This window comes from uncultured Brachyspira sp. (assembly GCF_910588665.1).
GTDB lineage: Bacteria > Spirochaetota > Brachyspiria > Brachyspirales > Brachyspiraceae > Brachyspira.
The window spans coordinates 166485-181469 of record NZ_CAJUPR010000003.1 but is presented as its reverse complement, the minus strand read 5'-3'; the positions used below and the strand labels follow the sequence as shown (position 1 = coordinate 181469).

Annotated in this window: 14 protein-coding genes; 3 read left to right on the top strand and 11 right to left on the bottom strand. The window is 29.9% G+C overall.

Going from position 1 to position 14985, the window contains the following annotated elements; genetic code table 11:
- Positions 1-39 precede the first annotated feature (39 nt).
- Positions 40-1530: a glycogen synthase gene (locus QZ306_RS03370; RefSeq protein ID WP_295161047.1), complete on the bottom strand. Its 1491-nt coding sequence runs from the start codon at positions 1528-1530 to the stop codon at positions 40-42.
- Positions 1531-1656: 126 nt separating this feature from the next.
- Between QZ306_RS03370 and QZ306_RS03365 the strand changes: the two genes are divergently transcribed.
- Entirely contained in the window at positions 1657-3183 is a 1527-nt protein-coding gene (locus QZ306_RS03365; protein ID WP_295161044.1) for a UDP-N-acetylmuramoyl-L-alanyl-D-glutamate--2,6-diaminopimelate ligase, read from the top strand.
- Positions 3184-3199: 16 nt separating this feature from the next.
- On the opposite strand, the gene QZ306_RS03360 is transcribed toward QZ306_RS03365, so the two are convergent.
- The 3 genes from QZ306_RS03360 to rplI are packed head-to-tail and all read right to left on the bottom strand — an operon-like array spanning position 3200 to position 5936.
- Positions 3200-4006 carry an ABC transporter permease gene (locus tag QZ306_RS03360; protein WP_295161042.1) on the bottom strand — a complete coding sequence of 269 codons (807 nt, stop codon included), beginning with the start codon at positions 4004-4006 and terminating at the stop codon, positions 3200-3202.
- Between the two features lie 17 nt (positions 4007-4023).
- Complete coding sequence (dnaB, locus tag QZ306_RS03355) at positions 4024-5424, bottom strand: replicative DNA helicase (RefSeq protein WP_295161039.1); 1401 nt, start codon at positions 5422-5424, stop codon at positions 4024-4026.
- Positions 5425-5453: 29 nt separating this feature from the next.
- Positions 5454-5936 (bottom strand): 50S ribosomal protein L9, encoded by a 483-nt coding sequence (gene rplI, locus QZ306_RS03350; protein WP_295161036.1) that lies wholly within the window; start codon positions 5934-5936, stop codon positions 5454-5456.
- Between the two features lie 567 nt (positions 5937-6503).
- On the opposite strand from rplI, the gene QZ306_RS03345 reads away from it, so the two are divergent.
- Both QZ306_RS03345 and recO read left to right on the top strand, forming a co-directional pair.
- Positions 6504-6665 carry a 4Fe-4S binding protein gene (locus QZ306_RS03345; protein WP_295161033.1) on the top strand — a complete coding sequence of 54 codons (162 nt, stop codon included), beginning with the start codon at positions 6504-6506 and terminating at the stop codon, positions 6663-6665.
- 91 nt (positions 6666-6756) lie between these two features.
- A complete protein-coding gene (gene recO / locus QZ306_RS03340) occupies positions 6757-7542 on the top strand; it encodes a DNA repair protein RecO (RefSeq protein WP_295161030.1) in 786 nt (261 codons plus the stop codon).
- Positions 7543-7547: 5 nt separating this feature from the next.
- Here the strand turns inward: recO and QZ306_RS03335 are convergent, their stop codons facing one another.
- From QZ306_RS03335 to QZ306_RS03305, 7 genes are read right to left on the bottom strand one after another with little or no spacing between them, the layout of a single operon-like run.
- Complete coding sequence (locus QZ306_RS03335; protein WP_295161027.1) at positions 7548-8513, bottom strand: hypothetical protein; 966 nt, start codon at positions 8511-8513, stop codon at positions 7548-7550.
- A gap of 15 nt (positions 8514-8528) precedes the next feature.
- A complete protein-coding gene (locus QZ306_RS03330) occupies positions 8529-10508 on the bottom strand; it encodes a FapA family protein (protein WP_295161023.1) in 1980 nt (659 codons plus the stop codon).
- Between the two features lie 16 nt (positions 10509-10524).
- The gene (whiG, locus tag QZ306_RS03325) at positions 10525-11343 is read right to left on the bottom strand and encodes an RNA polymerase sigma factor WhiG (RefSeq protein ID WP_295161020.1); all 819 of its coding nucleotides are present in this window, start codon (positions 11341-11343) and stop codon (positions 10525-10527) included.
- A gap of 41 nt (positions 11344-11384) precedes the next feature.
- Positions 11385-11993 carry a hypothetical protein gene (locus QZ306_RS03320; protein WP_295161017.1) on the bottom strand — a complete coding sequence of 203 codons (609 nt, stop codon included), beginning with the start codon at positions 11991-11993 and terminating at the stop codon, positions 11385-11387.
- A gap of 37 nt (positions 11994-12030) precedes the next feature.
- Complete coding sequence (locus QZ306_RS03315; protein ID WP_295161015.1) at positions 12031-12894, bottom strand: MinD/ParA family protein; 864 nt, start codon at positions 12892-12894, stop codon at positions 12031-12033.
- A gap of 44 nt (positions 12895-12938) precedes the next feature.
- On the bottom strand, positions 12939-14732 hold the full coding sequence (locus QZ306_RS03310; protein ID WP_295161012.1) for a DEAD/DEAH box helicase family protein: 1794 nt from the start codon (positions 14730-14732) through the stop codon (positions 12939-12941).
- Between the two features lie 43 nt (positions 14733-14775).
- Positions 14776-14949, bottom strand: coding sequence for a hypothetical protein (locus QZ306_RS03305; protein WP_295161010.1), 174 nt, complete (start codon positions 14947-14949; stop codon positions 14776-14778).
- Positions 14950-14985: the final 36 nt, after the last annotated feature.

Here is a 14985-nt window from a genome sequence, read left to right as displayed (position 1 = left end):
TAAATTTCGGCAATATTCTATAATAGGATAATACTGCCATTAATTGTCTAATAATTTTTTATAAAGTTTAATATATTCCAAAACCGTTTTATGAAGAGAATAATCTTTACTCATAGCATTAAATATTAATTTATTCCATACCTCTTTTTTATTATAATATAAATCAAAGGCTAAGTCCATAGCATGAACGAAACTTTTTACAGAATAATCGTCAAAACTAAAACCTGTAGCCTTATTAAGGCTTTTATTTCCCTTATAATTAATAACTGTATCTTTTAGTCCGCCTACGGAATGAACTATAGGAATACTTCCGTATTTCATGCTGTATATTTGATTAAGTCCGCATGGTTCAAAACGGCTGGGCATCAAATACATATCGCTTGCCGCCGTAAGCCTATGCGCCAATGCTTCATCAAATGTAAATAATACTTTTATATTTTTAGATCTTGCAGCTCTTTCAATGAACTCATTTTCAAAATCAATAAAATAATTATTTTTGCTGAAAATAAAAATAAAATTTGCATTATAAGATGAAAGTTCAAAAAATGAGGAATATATTAAATCAAGACCTTTTTGAGGATCAAATCTTGATATCATAGCTACCAAAGGATAGTTTTTATTTATAAGATTAAATTCTCTGTATATGGAGTTTCTTATCAGTTTTTTATTTGATATTGTATTTATATCATAATTTTTCTTTATAAATTTATCTGTTTTAGGATCCCAAGAATTATCATGCACTCCGTTAAGAACTCCGTATAATTTATCAGATATATCAATGAGCAAATTATTCATTCCGCATCCGAACTCTTCATTTTGAATTTCCATAGAATATGAAGGACTTACGGTTGTAACTATATCTGATAGTATAATTCCCGCCTTTATGAAACTAACTTGTCCGTAGAATTCTAATCTGCTGTGAACAAAAAATTTCCAAGAAATATTAAGAAGGCTGTATATATCCGCTGAAAAATTTCCCTGATACGCCAAATTATGAATAGTAAATATTATCTTTAATTTTTTTAAAGCTTTTTTATCATTACAGACTTCTTTTATATAAAGAGCAATTAAAGCAGTTTGCCAATCATGAATATGAATTATATCTAATGTAAAATTTTTCTTTTCATATAAATATATAATAAGTTTAACAACAGCCTTTGAAAATAATATAAATCTGCTTGCATTGTCTTCATAATCGATTCCGTTTTCCGAGTAAATTCCTTTTCTTTTGAAGAAGTTATCCTGCCTTATGAAATAAACATCTGTATTATTATTTTCAAAATGTTTTATTTTATATATTTCAGCTTCAATTAATTCGCTTCCATGTTCTATCTTAAACTTTGCAAATATATTTTTTTTATTTATAAGTTTATAATTGTGCTTATATAAAGGTATCACTAAAGAAATATTAATCTTTGTATATCTTAATTTAACGGAAGACAATTCTAAAGGAAGACTTCCTGCAATATCTCCAAGTCCTCCTGTTTTAGAAAATGGGTATGCTTCACTTGATACCATAAATATATTCATAAATTTACTTCCATAAAATATTTTTATATGTTATATTTATATATCTTTTAAACTTAAAAATCAAGCATATATTTTTTATTATAAAATATATAATATTGCTTTATTTTTATAGAGATAGGATTATGCATGAAATTATTTAAAGAAATTATTGAGAATTATAAAGTATCAAAAGAAAAGCAATTAACAAAAGAATGCTTAAATACAAAAATAAAATCAATAGCATACAATTCAAAATCAGTAAAAAATAATTATATTTTTGCAGCTATAAAAGGATTAAAAGATGACGGTCATAAATATATAGAAAGCGCTATTAATAATAAAGCATGCATCATAATATATGATAATGCCGCCGATAAAAACTATATAGATGAACTTAAAAAAAAGTATGATAAAGTATATTTTGTGGCGGTAAAAAATACCAGAGAATGCTTAGCCTATATTTCTTCAAAACTATTTGATGAGCCTACAAAAAAAATTAATACAATAGCAATTACAGGAACAAACGGAAAAACAACCACAACATATTTATTAAAATCCGTACTTGAAGCAAATAAAAATAAAACAGCTTTAATAGGAACAATAAAAAATATGATAGGAAAAACAGAATTAAAAACTAATCTTACCACGCCAGAATCTATTGATTTGGAAAATATATTTTATAAGGCATTAAAAAAAGATGTATCTTATATAGTAATGGAAGCTTCTTCTCAGGCTCTTGCTATGAACAGATGCGATTATTTACAGTATGACACTGCTATTTTTAGCAATATAACCGAAGATCATCTTGATTATCATGGAGATATGCAGAATTATCTTAAAGCAAAATTGAAATTATTTTCACTTTTAAAAGAAAGCGCTAAGAAAAAAAAATTGGCAATAATTAATATAGATACGGATAATTTCAGACAAATATCAAACTATATAAAAAAATCTGATTTAAATATGGTTACCTACGGACTTAATGAGAAAGCCGACTATTACGGAAAAATAATTTCTCTGAACTCAAAAAATACAGAATATGAATTTTATGCAAAAGGAAAGTTTATATCAAAAGTAAAATTATCTATGCTTGGAAGATTTAATATTTTAAATTCATTATCGGTACTAGCTTATGCCTGCGAATATAAATTGGATATAGAAAAATCAATTAAAGCTATGAGAAAAGTTCAGGTTGCAGGAAGATTTGAAATAGTTACTAAAGAAAAACATCCGTTTATTGCTGCAGTTGACTACTCTCATACTCCCGATAGTTTAGAAAATATATTATCTGAGGCTAGAAAATTAAATCCTTCCAGAGTAATAGTTGTTTTCGGATGCGGAGGAGACAGAGACAGAAAGAAGCGTCCTATAATGGCTGAAATAGCTGAAAAATATTCGGATATCTCAATACTTACAACGGACAATCAAAGAACTGAAGATATTAATCAAATAATGAAAGATATTGAAAAAGGCTTTAAAAATAAAAACTATAGAAAAATAATAGATAGAAGAGAAGCTATATTTGAAGCTGTGAAAGAAGCAAAGGAAAATGATATAGTTATAATAGCGGGAAAAGGACATGAAACATATCAGATATTTCCTGATAAAACAATACATTTTGATGACAGAGAAATTGTCAGAGAAGCATTAAAAGTATTTTATAAAAATATATAATGTTTTATAATATAAATTACATTCCGAACATACCGAATATAGAAACCAAGATATAATCGGTTATAAGTATCGCCATAAAGCTGTAAACAACGCTTATAGTAGTGGCTTTGCCTACTCCTTCAGCTCCTCCAGAAGTTCTAAAGCCGTAAAAACATGATATAATCATTACTTCGGCACCGAATATTGTAGACTTAATTAAACTTCCTATAAAATCACCTATACTGATAACTGAAATAGCACTGTCGAAATAATGTATAGGATCGCTGCGAAGTACAAATACTGTTACCACAGCCCCGCCCAGAACACCTATAACATCAGCGGAAACTGTAAGCATAGGAAGAGATATAACAGCTGCCCAAAAACGCGGTACGGCAACATATTCTATAGGGTTTGTATACAAAGTTTTTAAAGCGTCCAGTTGTTCGCTTACCTGCATAGTACCTATTTCAGCCGTAACGGAACTTCCAACCCTTCCTGCAAATATCAAAGCTAAAAGCATAGGAGAAAGCTCTTTAACCATAGCTTTGCCTACCATAGATCCTACAAATTGAGATATGCCTTTTAATACGCTGTCAAGCACAACTGCAATCTGCAAAGACATAACCATACCAGTACAAAGCACCGTAACAGATGCCACAATAAAAGAATCTACTCCCATTCTTACTATCTGCTCTTTTAACAGCTTAAAAGAAAATGAAGATCTGAAAGTATATTTAAAAATTTCTATTATAAGAAAAGCAAATTCTCCCAAAGTCGCGAGCAGATATGCTGCCTTATTTTTTATGCCTTTCCGTAATTCTATCTTTACATCAAATAATTCCATGTAAAATTACTCCAAAATTAAATTCCGCTATTGTTATATATGTTTTCAAATCTAGTCTGCTCTGCTACAAAATTAAGCGGTAATCCGTCAAGTATAGCACCGTTTCTATGTTTTGCAAGTATTACTTCAACTTGATTAGTTCTTTCATCTATAACTTCATCATCTTTTTCATCTTTGCTTGGTTTTTGTCTATGCAGAAACATTACAATATCCGCATCCTGCTCTATGGATCCTGATTCTCTCAAATCTGAAAGTCTGGGTTTATCCTGCCTCTGTTCAACAGCCCTTGAAAGCTGCGCTAATGCTATAACAGGTACATTAAGCTCTTTTGCCAAAGCCTTAAGTCCCCTTGATATATCGGCTATTTCCTGTTCTCTGGTGCCGTTTCTTCTGCTCTGTGCCCCTGAATGAATTAACTGCAGATAATCCACAATTATTAATTTTAAATCTATTTCTTTTCCTGAAGTTTTACTCATTTCGGCAAACTTATATTTCATCTGCCTAGCTATTCCTCTTATTTCCATAATAGTTAATTGACTGGAATCTTCTATTACAAGATTAGATTGAGATATACTGTTAAAAGCCTGTCCCAATTTTCCCCATTCTTGTTTTTCTAAATCTCCGGATCTTATTTTTGACAGGCTTATTCTGGCTTTACTTGAAATTAATCTTTCCGCAAGCTGTATTCTGCTCATTTCAAGAGAAAAGAATCCTATTCCGAATCCTGCAGTTTCAATATTTGTCATTACATGTTCAACTATATTAAGAGCAAAACTGGTTTTACCTACAGAAGGTCTTGCCGCAAGTATAATTAAATCGGAAGGCTGAAAACCATGCGTAACCTTATCCAAACCTATAAATCCTGAAGGAACGCCTGTAACCGTACTTTTATGTTTTTTCCTGTTCTCTATAGTGGTTAAAACTTCATAAAGCAAATCCCGTATATGAATAAAATTATTGTCTAATCTTCTTTGAGTAACTTCAAATATCTTTCTTTCTGCAAAATCTGCAATTTCTTTAGTTTCCGCATCCTTTGCATCATACGCAGATTTCTGTATATCCTGAGATACGGTTATTAAATCTCTAAGTAAAGATTTCTCCGCTATAATTTCTGCATAATACTTTGCATTCTGATAAAAAGGTGTACCGTCTATAATGCGTATTAAATATGCCTCATCATTTTGTATAATTTTTTCAAATAATCCGTTTTCTTTCAAATATCTTAAAGCGGTTTCCTGATTTACAGCTATGCTTCTGTTATACATTTCTATTATAACTTCATATAGCATACGATTTCTTTCACTGTAAAAATCGGTGGACTTTATTTTAGATAAAGCAACAGATATAGCCTGAGAGTTCTGAAGCATTGCGCCCAATAAAGACTCTTCAGTTTCTATTGAGCATGGTGTATTTTTCATTAATTTATGCCTATTTATAATTGCCTATATCAGAATTCTGACTCGTTTTCTTCTTTTTTAGATTCTTCGTCTAAATTAATAACTTTAATTTTAGCATTGGAATTAACATTATGGTATAATTTGATTTCCACCTCAAATTCCCCAAGTTCTTTGATATGTTTTTCCATATGCACATCTCTTTTATTAATGTCAATTTCTTTTTCTTTTAAAGCATCAACTATAGTCTGCTGGCTTACAGATCCGTATAATTTACCGTTTTCGGCAACTTTCATAGGTATAACTACCGTAATATCTGAAATTTTTCCTTTTAAAATCTCTGCTTCCATTTTTCTTTTAGCTCTTTTTTTATCTAAGCTTTTTTGCATTTGGGCTAAAGTTTTTAAATTAGCTGCATTTTTCACCACTGCTATATTTCTTGGAATAAGGTAATTTCTTGCATAGCCGTCTTTTACTTTGCATATATCGCCTTCATAACCTAATGATATGAAATCTTTTTTTAAGATAACTTCCATTTGCCTTCTCCTTGATTTTACTCTATTAAATATTATAAATAAATTTCATTTTACAATTGTTATATTTTATCATAATTTACATATAATATCAAGTATTTAATTAAAAATAAATGTCATGGAGCTGCCGATATTGTACTTTTTTCTGACATAATATTTTTGATTCTCTCTCTGATTGTAATATATACTAATAATGAAATAAATCTCTTGTTATTATAAAAATTAATGTAATCAGATAATTTCTGCTTATTAAATTTGTTCATAGAAGTTTTGAGATTTAAGAATATTTAATTAAAAAGATATAAATATTTTTCTCTTTTAATACTTTCAGAACTATGAATAATTTAAATTCTATACTATACTTTTGCTTCATAGCAGTATCCTTATGATTTTATTTTAAGCAACAATATTATAACAATTATACTGCTTTTTTATACTACAAAAAGTCCAATAAGTATGGCTCCATGACATATTTTAAAAAAGTATGCAGTATAATGCATAATAGATATTGATTTTATTATTTATTTATAATATAATAGGCTTACAATTTAATATTGATGGAGGTCAATTATGCCACGTGTTATAAATAACGATTGTGTAGCCTGCGGTGCATGCGTTCCTGAATGTGCATTCGATGCTATTAGTGAGGGAGATATCTATGTGATTGATCCTGACAAATGCACCGATTGCGCTGCCTGCGAATCTGTTTGTCCAAGCAATGCTATACATTAATCTTAATTGCCTTTAACGGCATATCAGGTCAGGTTTTAATAATATTAAAGTCTGACCTATTTTTTATATTTATTATGACAAGGAAATAATATTGATAAAAAACACCGATGCATTCATTCTATCATACAATAAATATAAAACATCTTCTATAATAGCGTCATTTCTTACAGATAATTCCGTAATACAGACAGTATGCTACAGTGCTAAAAAAAACTCAAAAGTGTTTGGCTCGGATTTAGAAAGCATATCAAAATTAAATATAAATATATACGAAAAAAAAGATAGTCAGCTTTCAATATTAAAAGAATCCTCTATCATAAGAAATTATAAAATATTAGAAAAGTCTGTATATTCGTCATTAGCTGTATTTTATATCAGAGAAGTTTTATTATACTGTGCAAAAGATTTTGACGGCAGATACTTTACTTTAATGGAAAAAATACTGGACGCTTTGGAAATATTAGAAAAAAACATTAAAGATGATAAAATAAAAAAAATCTATATAGATATTTTAATGAGAGCATTCGAAATGAAAACTTTGCATATAGCAGGAATATCTCCTCATTTAGATAAATGTATAATATGCGGTAATTTAAATAATACATTATACTATTCAATATCGGAGGGTGGCTTGATATGCTCTAAATGCAGAAATATTATTAAAGATTCATCAGAAATAACAGAAGATGATAAAGCTTTTATGAAAATAATAAAACATAGTACATTAATAGAAACTGTAAACAATGAAAAACTAATATATATATATATTAATTCAGTAAATACATCAAAAGATATAATGAATAAATCTTTATATAATCATATAAGCAGAAATATAAAAAGCAGAAAAGTATTAGATGAAATTTTATATAATTATTAATAATATTATCTATCTACAAAAATATATCCTGAAGCAGGTATTATTTCAAAATCTTCTTTGGTTCTATCTTTTACAGCTTTAAATAATAAATTTATTCCCAAACTATCACTTGATATATGCCCTGCGCATACAACATTAATATAATATTTTTTACATTCATCTAAAAGTTTATCGGATATATTCATCATAACAATAGTAGAAATACCTGATTTTGATAAAGCTTCTATCATACCCGCATCAAAAGAAACTCCCCCTGTCATATCAACTGCAGACTTTCCGACTTTAGATTTTAAGGATCCGTTAAATATTTTCGGAGGATTATATCTTTTAGCGGATATTTTATATTCTTCTATTGTAAAAAGCATGTCTATAATATCAGATAATGTATGAGGATTCTCTTTTTTTATTTTTTCTGTTAAAAAACTTTCAACAAAATTATCGGCTACGGTATGCATACACATGTAATTTAATTTAAGAAGTCTGGCGCAATCCGTATCTCTGTAGTGATTTGCAGAAAATACCGAACGGCTTACTTCATTAAGTCTTTTATTCGCTAAAGCTTCTGCAACATTTATAGATACATTATGCAAAGCATTTTTCTCAGCCTGCATCGATATAACATCATAAAAATTTACAAAACCGTATCCGTTAGGATGATGCGTAATTACTAAATCTATAGCGGTATTTTTTTCATTAAGCCTATCGGCAAGTAAAAGCTCAGCTGTCTGCATATCTATACCGCATAAAATTTTTTTTATATCTCTGTCTTCTGCAATATTTAAAATTCTGGTATCGGAGTAGGGATTAAAAATAGTATCTTTATCAAAATATTCTTTTTTTTTATCATCTAATTTATCATATTCCTTTTTTATATATTGAAGTTCTTGCTCTACAGCCTCTATTCCTCTCGGATCTCTTTCAATTGCACATTCAACAGCTGCTTTATAGAAATCATTTATTTTTAAAGCCATGTATAATCTCCGATATCATTCTTCATCATCTTTCTTTCTTTCATCTTTAGGCTCCCCCCTGTATTTTTCAGTCTGAATCATACCATCTTCTTCAAAAAATGTAATAGCTTTATAACTCTGCCTTATATCAAATTCAGCGCTTCCTATGGTAAGATGCACGCCTGAAAGCATCTCTTTTCCTGCACTTACTGTAGATTCAACTTTTTCCACTTCCATTTCCTGAAGAAGTCCCTCTCTGTTTAATACAACCTCTTCTCTTCTGGTATTAGCCTGTTCCAATTGCTCCTTATAACTTTGAAGCTGCTCCTTTTTTTCATCATCAAGCTTCTTAAGTTTTGCAGCCTGCTCAAGAGATTTTATATTTCTTTCGGTTTCTTCTATAGAATTATCTAATTCCTCTTTTTCTTTGTCTAAATTGTCTACAGCTCTTCTTTTGGCAGGACTTATTCCTGTTTCTATTATTGTTTTAGCTCCAGCCTGAGAACCTAATACTTTGCCATTGACCTCTCTCAAAGCTCTTAATCTTCCTCCGCTTGCAGAAGCTCTCTTGCCGATAAGTATTATTCTATTATCCGCATCTATATTTGAGTTTAATATAGCCTCAGTAACAATGACATTATTTCCAGCCTCTACATTTGAGAACTGTATGAACTTAGCTATAACATCTCCGCCTGCTTTTACATAACTTTCATCATTGCCTTGAATACCAAGCTTAACCATAATATCACCCTTAGATTCAAGATTGCATTTTCCAACAGTTCCATGGACATCTATATTTCCTTCAGCCTTAATAGAGTAATTATCATTTACGCTTCCCTTAACTAAAACGCTTCCTATAAAATTAATATTTCCCGTTTCAGGTCCTACATCTCCCGCAACTTCAAATATAGGATCGACATTCAATAATTTTCCTCTTAAAACAACCTGTCCGCTTATGGATGCAACAACATATTCTCCGTCATCAGACATCTCCACATTATCACCCAATATTTCTTTAATGTCCATATCCTTCCCGCTTTTAGTTTCTATCTTTACTCCTAAAACGGTTCTTCCTGATTCTCCGTCTGTAGCAGGTGTTTTTCTGGCAAGTTTCTGCCCCTGCTCCACATTCTCCACTATAGTTAAATCTTTATAATCTATGCTTTGATCCTCTCCTATAAACTTAGGAATAACCTTTTTATTTACATTAACTAAATATTCTATTTTAGCATTCTGACCATTTATAGCCTGAAGTCCTTCCGCTGCAAGTATAGGCACATTAAAAGTACCTTCTTCCAGACATTTAGTTACATTTTCATCTTGAAATCCAAAAGTTACTCCGCTGTTTTCAAGAAGTTCTTTAACATCATGCAAATCCATTTCCCTTCCGCCTTTAGAAGGTTTGCTTACAGTAACATAAACTCTCATTTTGTCATCGCTTATCGTATAATTAATTTTGGCATTGTTGCCAGATTTAGAAATATCCCATTCCGCTATTTTTTCATATACTCCTGTCTGTTCTTGAAGCATTTTTTTAGCTAAATGAGAATCATATTCTTTTATGCCTGCATCTATTAATTTTTCCTCCAATATAATAATATCTTCTATTCTTTTTCCTTCGGCAATAGGAGGATTAATTTTTAAAAATACTCCGTCTCTTTTTACTCTTACTATTATTTCGGTATCTTTATTTAATATTACCTTTTCATGAATATTTCCTTCCAAATATCCTTCGCCATAATCATCAGACTGAGCAATTCCTATATCGGATCTGTCATAAGTAATATGCGTATATCTTACTAAAAAAGGCTTAGCACCTATATTAAAAAATCCTTTGCTGCCTTCTTCCAATATTTTATAACTCAATTCATAAATAGGACATTGAAATATAGCAGCGGCTTCCTGCATACCTCGCTCTAAAGATATAACTGATAATTCTACTGAACGCATATTTTTATTATTATAAACTTTTTTATAAAAATCACTTTGTAATATTTTTCTTTTTAATTCATTCATACAAATCACCTATTTGCTATAATAATTGTTTTTTTATTTCAGAAAGACTATATCTTAACTGCTGTATTGCCTTAGTATGCAGCTGAGATATTCTGCTTTCCGAAACTTCCAATACTTTGCCTATTTCTTTTAAAGTAAGATCATCATAATAATATAATATAAGAACCTGCTGTTCTTTTTCAGGAAGTTTTTTCAAAGCAGCTATAATTTTATTTTTAACATCTTCTCTTTCAGCTAAATATTCAGGATTAGTTTTATCATTGGATTTCAGAGTATCTATTACTGATATTTCATCGGAATCATCTCCTACATACCAAATATCGCTTAGAGATGTGGGAGAGGCTTCTATATATCTTTTCATAGTTTCATTATATTTGCTTATAGGTATTCCAAGCATATCTGCTATTTCCTGAGGCTTAATATTTCTGCTTAATCTTGCCTCCAATATTTCTCTTGCTTTTTCTATTTCTTTTACATCTTTTCTTATAGATCTAGGAAGATAATCTAATTTTCTAAGTTCATCATATATAGCTCCTCTGATTCTGGTAACGGCATAGGTTTTAAACTTAATATCTCTATTAGGATTATACTTATCAATAGCATCCATTAAGCCGAAAGAACCGAAGCCGACTAAATCCTGAAATTCAATATGTTTATGAGAGCCCATATTAACAGATATTTTACTTGCAACATATTTTACTAAAGGAGAATATTTAATAATTAGGGCTTCTCTTATATAAGGGGAAAGAGTCTTTTTAAACTCTATCCAATATTCATGCTCATTCTCATTAGTAATATTCGGTATTTTATCTTTGTATTTTTTATTCATCTTCATAGTATTCACTCTGACTATTAAAATTTTTTCTATATAAATTTTTATTTACTGTCTTTTTCATCTTTAGCCATCATAGTTCTAACCGCCTTAGCAACTTTTTCAGGATCCTCCTGTACTTCCCTCATCATCTGATCACCTGTAATTTTTTTGTCTGAAAACATACTGCCTGTGCTGTAATCTGAAGCATTAGAAGAACTTCCATTTCCAAATACTATATCTCCTATATCGTCTCTAGAACTATGATAATCAGATTTATTTTTTTTATCATCATTCTTTATAGAATTAACCGATATGCTGATACTATCAGGATCAAAACTGTCTGTATTTTTTTTATCAGAATCCGCATCATTAAAAGACTTTTCCGAAGCATTATCATCTATGGCGGAATAATCTATATCCATATTCGAATATGAAGAACTGTCATCTATAACATCTCCTAAATATTTTTTTATTACAGCTCCAAGCATAAATAAAATAGCTCCGGTTATAATGCATGACATCAGAGCCTTTAATAAAGATATATCTATTCTATTTTTATATGAAGCGGATAATATAAGCGTTATTATAAATGATAAAACTACTATAATGCCCGCTAATTTTCCAAAATTTGATGAAAAATACTGTTTAACTTTATCTGATATATTATTCATAACTTACCTCTGAAAATACTTAATTACTCATCTGCTGTTATTTTCTGTTTACAAAAGATAATAAAGATTCTATAAATCCTCCCAAACCTTTAACATCTGTGTTTTCATCATACTCCATATCAATTATTCTTTTAGCAATATTATATATGGACATAGATGCCTGACACTTATTATCATATTGATAAAAGGGAAGCTGCTGAGATACCGAATAAGGAATAGTTTTATCTTCCATAACATGCCCCAAATATTTTACATCCATATCTAAGTATTTTTTACTAGTCATAATAATTTTATCGCCTACTTCCTTTCCTTCGGAAGCTTTAATAACTCTATTAACCAATATTTTTATATCGGCATTTGAATTTTCGGGGGCTATTGATTTTATTACGCCGTAAGCATCTAATATAGCCGTAAGTTCGGGAGTTGTAACTACAATACTTTCATCTGAAGACAGTAAAAAATATAAAACCGTATCGGAAATTCCTGCACCAGTATCTACTATTATTATATCAGCATCATTTAAAGAATCCATACTATTAACCAATTTAGTTAAAGCTCTTCCCGAAAGATTAGCCAAAGAGGAAAAACCAGATGCACCTGCAATATATCTTATGCCGTAATCGGTTTCAAGTACAACTTCATGTATTTTTTTTATGCCTTTAATAACATGATATAAATTATATTCTGGCATATTTCCAAGTATAACATTAACATTTCCAAGCCCTAAATCGGCATCTATTAAAAGTACATTCTGTCCCAATTGCTGCAATGCTATAGACAAATTGATAGCTATATTAGTTTTACCTACGCCGCCTTTTCCGCTGGCTATGCTTATTATTCTTTGAGGGCGTTTATCTTTTACCCCCATCATCTTTCTTAATTCATCAGCTTGATCTTTCATAATATATTATAAATTTCCTAAATTATTTTTTATTTTTAAAAACTTTATTTTAATTCTCCGAATAATCCTTCTATTATCTTATAGCCATATTTTTTAGCGGCAGATATATCCTTAGGTACGCCCTGTCCATGCGTTATATAGGTAATAGGAAGTTTATTTTTAATAACGGCGCAAATTGAAGAAGCTAAATAATCCGTCTCATCAACTTTAGTGAGTATTACGCCTTTATAATTTGTAGGTTTAAAACCTTTAAGTATTTTTAATGCATCCTTATACTTAGCTGTAGCGCTCATAACAAGCTGAATATCCATGTCAAATCTTCCGATAGCGGTAAAATATTTTGACATAGCCATTATATCTTCAGCCCCTTTAGGTGAACGTCCCATTGTATCTATAAACAGAAGAGAAGAATTATCCATTTTTCTAATCTCAGCTCTTAAAGCTTCCGAAGTGCTTGCGCTTGTAAAAGGAACTTTCATTATACTTGCATATCTTTGAAGCTGATCAACCGCCGCTATTCTATAATTGTCTATAGTAACAAATGAAACTTTTTTACCTGACTTCATATACTGCGCCGCTATTTTCGGTATAGTTGTGGTTTTTCCAACTCCCGTAGGACCTACAAATACTACAATCTTCTTTTTTGCCCCTATTTCTATACCGTTAGAAAGCATTAATCTATCCGAAAAATATTTTTCAATTTCCTCTCTTATAACATCTTTAGATTGAAAAAATCTTGCATTACTGGAAGTCAGCAGATATTCTCTTAAATTCAATAACATTTCTTCAGGAAATTCCCTGTCTCTTAAATAATTAAAGCTCTCCTCCATTGTATCTGAAACTGCAGTATCAGAATCATTGTAGCAAGTATATTTACTATCATCTTCAAAACAATCTCTGATACCGCCTTTATTTTCTCTTATATTATTTTCATCTGCATATTCTCTATGATTCCTGCGTTCTCTGTATTCTCTTCTGGATTCTTTTATTTCTTCTATGGCATTTTTTATTTCTTCTTCTTCGCTAATATCTGATTTATTTGAATTTCTGGAAATATTTTTATTCAAGTTTATATTTGGTATGCTGTTTTCTAAATACTCTTTTACTATATCTCTTATCTGCTGCTGAACTAATTTTTTTACATTATCATCTACAGAATTATTTATATTATTTTTATTATTATTTAAAGAGTTAGTATGATTATATAAAATATTGCCGTTATTAAAACTATTGCTTAAAGAATAGTCCGATAATATACCAAATTCGGAAGGTGAAAAATTCGAATACTGATTATTATTAAAATGAGGCAGAGGAGTAAAATTATCAGTATTTCTATATTTCATATTATCTTCAATTCTTTCATGAGTTTCCTTATTATTATTTTCAGTTAAAAGTTCCTTCTCAATATTATAGTTTTCATTATTGTAAGTATTTTTTTTAATGTCGGCATTGTTATTAGAAGAGTTATTATTTCTTCCTGCACTCTTTTCTTTTAAGGCTTTAGTTATAGAAACTATTCTATCCGCCATTTCGCTTGCATCTATGGTATCCGCCGAATGTTTTTTCATTTCTATTCTATCACTTAAAAGCTTGCTTTTATGCATTTCATTGTCATCAGAATTTTTATCTTCACTGTTAAGAGAATTATTTTTTCTGTCATATATGGAATTATTAAGCATTATTCTAAGCTCATGTTCGGTTTTCATTCCCAAGCCTAAAAAACCGCCGACTTTTACATCTTTACTGGTTAAAATAACAAAATTACCGCCGTATTCAACTCTGGCTTTGGCAAATGCATCCGTTTTATCTTTGCCCCTTATAGTTCGTATATCTACCATTTTCTAACTCCTATAATCATCTTAAAACTCCTAACTCAGCAAATCAATATTGTTCCAATATACCTATAGAAACTTCAAACTCTTTCTTAATTATTCCGAATATATTTTTCCTCTTATTCTCCCTGACACTAATTATAAAATAACTCTCGCCGTACTTATCTCTAGCCTGCTTTTCAATCTCTTCTCTGTTTTTTCCAAAAATTTTAATAGTTTTCATTTTGCAACTCCAAATATTATATTTATATCTAACTGC

What these genes read in the sequence shown, in the direction of transcription:
- QZ306_RS03310 (WP_295161012.1), bottom strand. Translation starts at nt 14,732, where the DNA reads ATGGTAGATATACGAACTATAAGGGGCAAAGATAAAACGGATGCATTT.
- QZ306_RS03330 (WP_295161023.1), bottom strand. Translation starts at nt 10,508, where the DNA reads ATGAATGAATTAAAAAGAAAAATATTACAAAGTGATTTTTATAAAAAA.
- QZ306_RS03365 (WP_295161044.1), top strand. Translation starts at nt 1,657, where the DNA reads ATGAAATTATTTAAAGAAATTATTGAGAATTATAAAGTATCAAAAGAA.
- QZ306_RS03335 (WP_295161027.1), bottom strand. Translation starts at nt 8,513, where the DNA reads ATGGCTTTAAAAATAAATGATTTCTATAAAGCAGCTGTTGAATGTGCA.
- QZ306_RS03360 (WP_295161042.1), bottom strand. Translation starts at nt 4,006, where the DNA reads ATGGAATTATTTGATGTAAAGATAGAATTACGGAAAGGCATAAAAAAT.
- dnaB (WP_295161039.1), bottom strand. Translation starts at nt 5,424, where the DNA reads ATGAAAAATACACCATGCTCAATAGAAACTGAAGAGTCTTTATTGGGC.
- QZ306_RS03315 (WP_295161015.1), bottom strand. Translation starts at nt 12,894, where the DNA reads ATGAAAGATCAAGCTGATGAATTAAGAAAGATGATGGGGGTAAAAGAT.
- rplI (WP_295161036.1), bottom strand. Translation starts at nt 5,936, where the DNA reads ATGGAAGTTATCTTAAAAAAAGATTTCATATCATTAGGTTATGAAGGC.
- QZ306_RS03305 (WP_295161010.1), bottom strand. Translation starts at nt 14,949, where the DNA reads ATGAAAACTATTAAAATTTTTGGAAAAAACAGAGAAGAGATTGAAAAG.
- QZ306_RS03345 (WP_295161033.1), top strand. Translation starts at nt 6,504, where the DNA reads ATGCCACGTGTTATAAATAACGATTGTGTAGCCTGCGGTGCATGCGTT.
- whiG (WP_295161020.1), bottom strand. Translation starts at nt 11,343, where the DNA reads ATGAAGATGAATAAAAAATACAAAGATAAAATACCGAATATTACTAAT.
- QZ306_RS03320 (WP_295161017.1), bottom strand. Translation starts at nt 11,993, where the DNA reads ATGAATAATATATCAGATAAAGTTAAACAGTATTTTTCATCAAATTTT.
- QZ306_RS03370 (WP_295161047.1), bottom strand. Translation starts at nt 1,530, where the DNA reads ATGAATATATTTATGGTATCAAGTGAAGCATACCCATTTTCTAAAACA.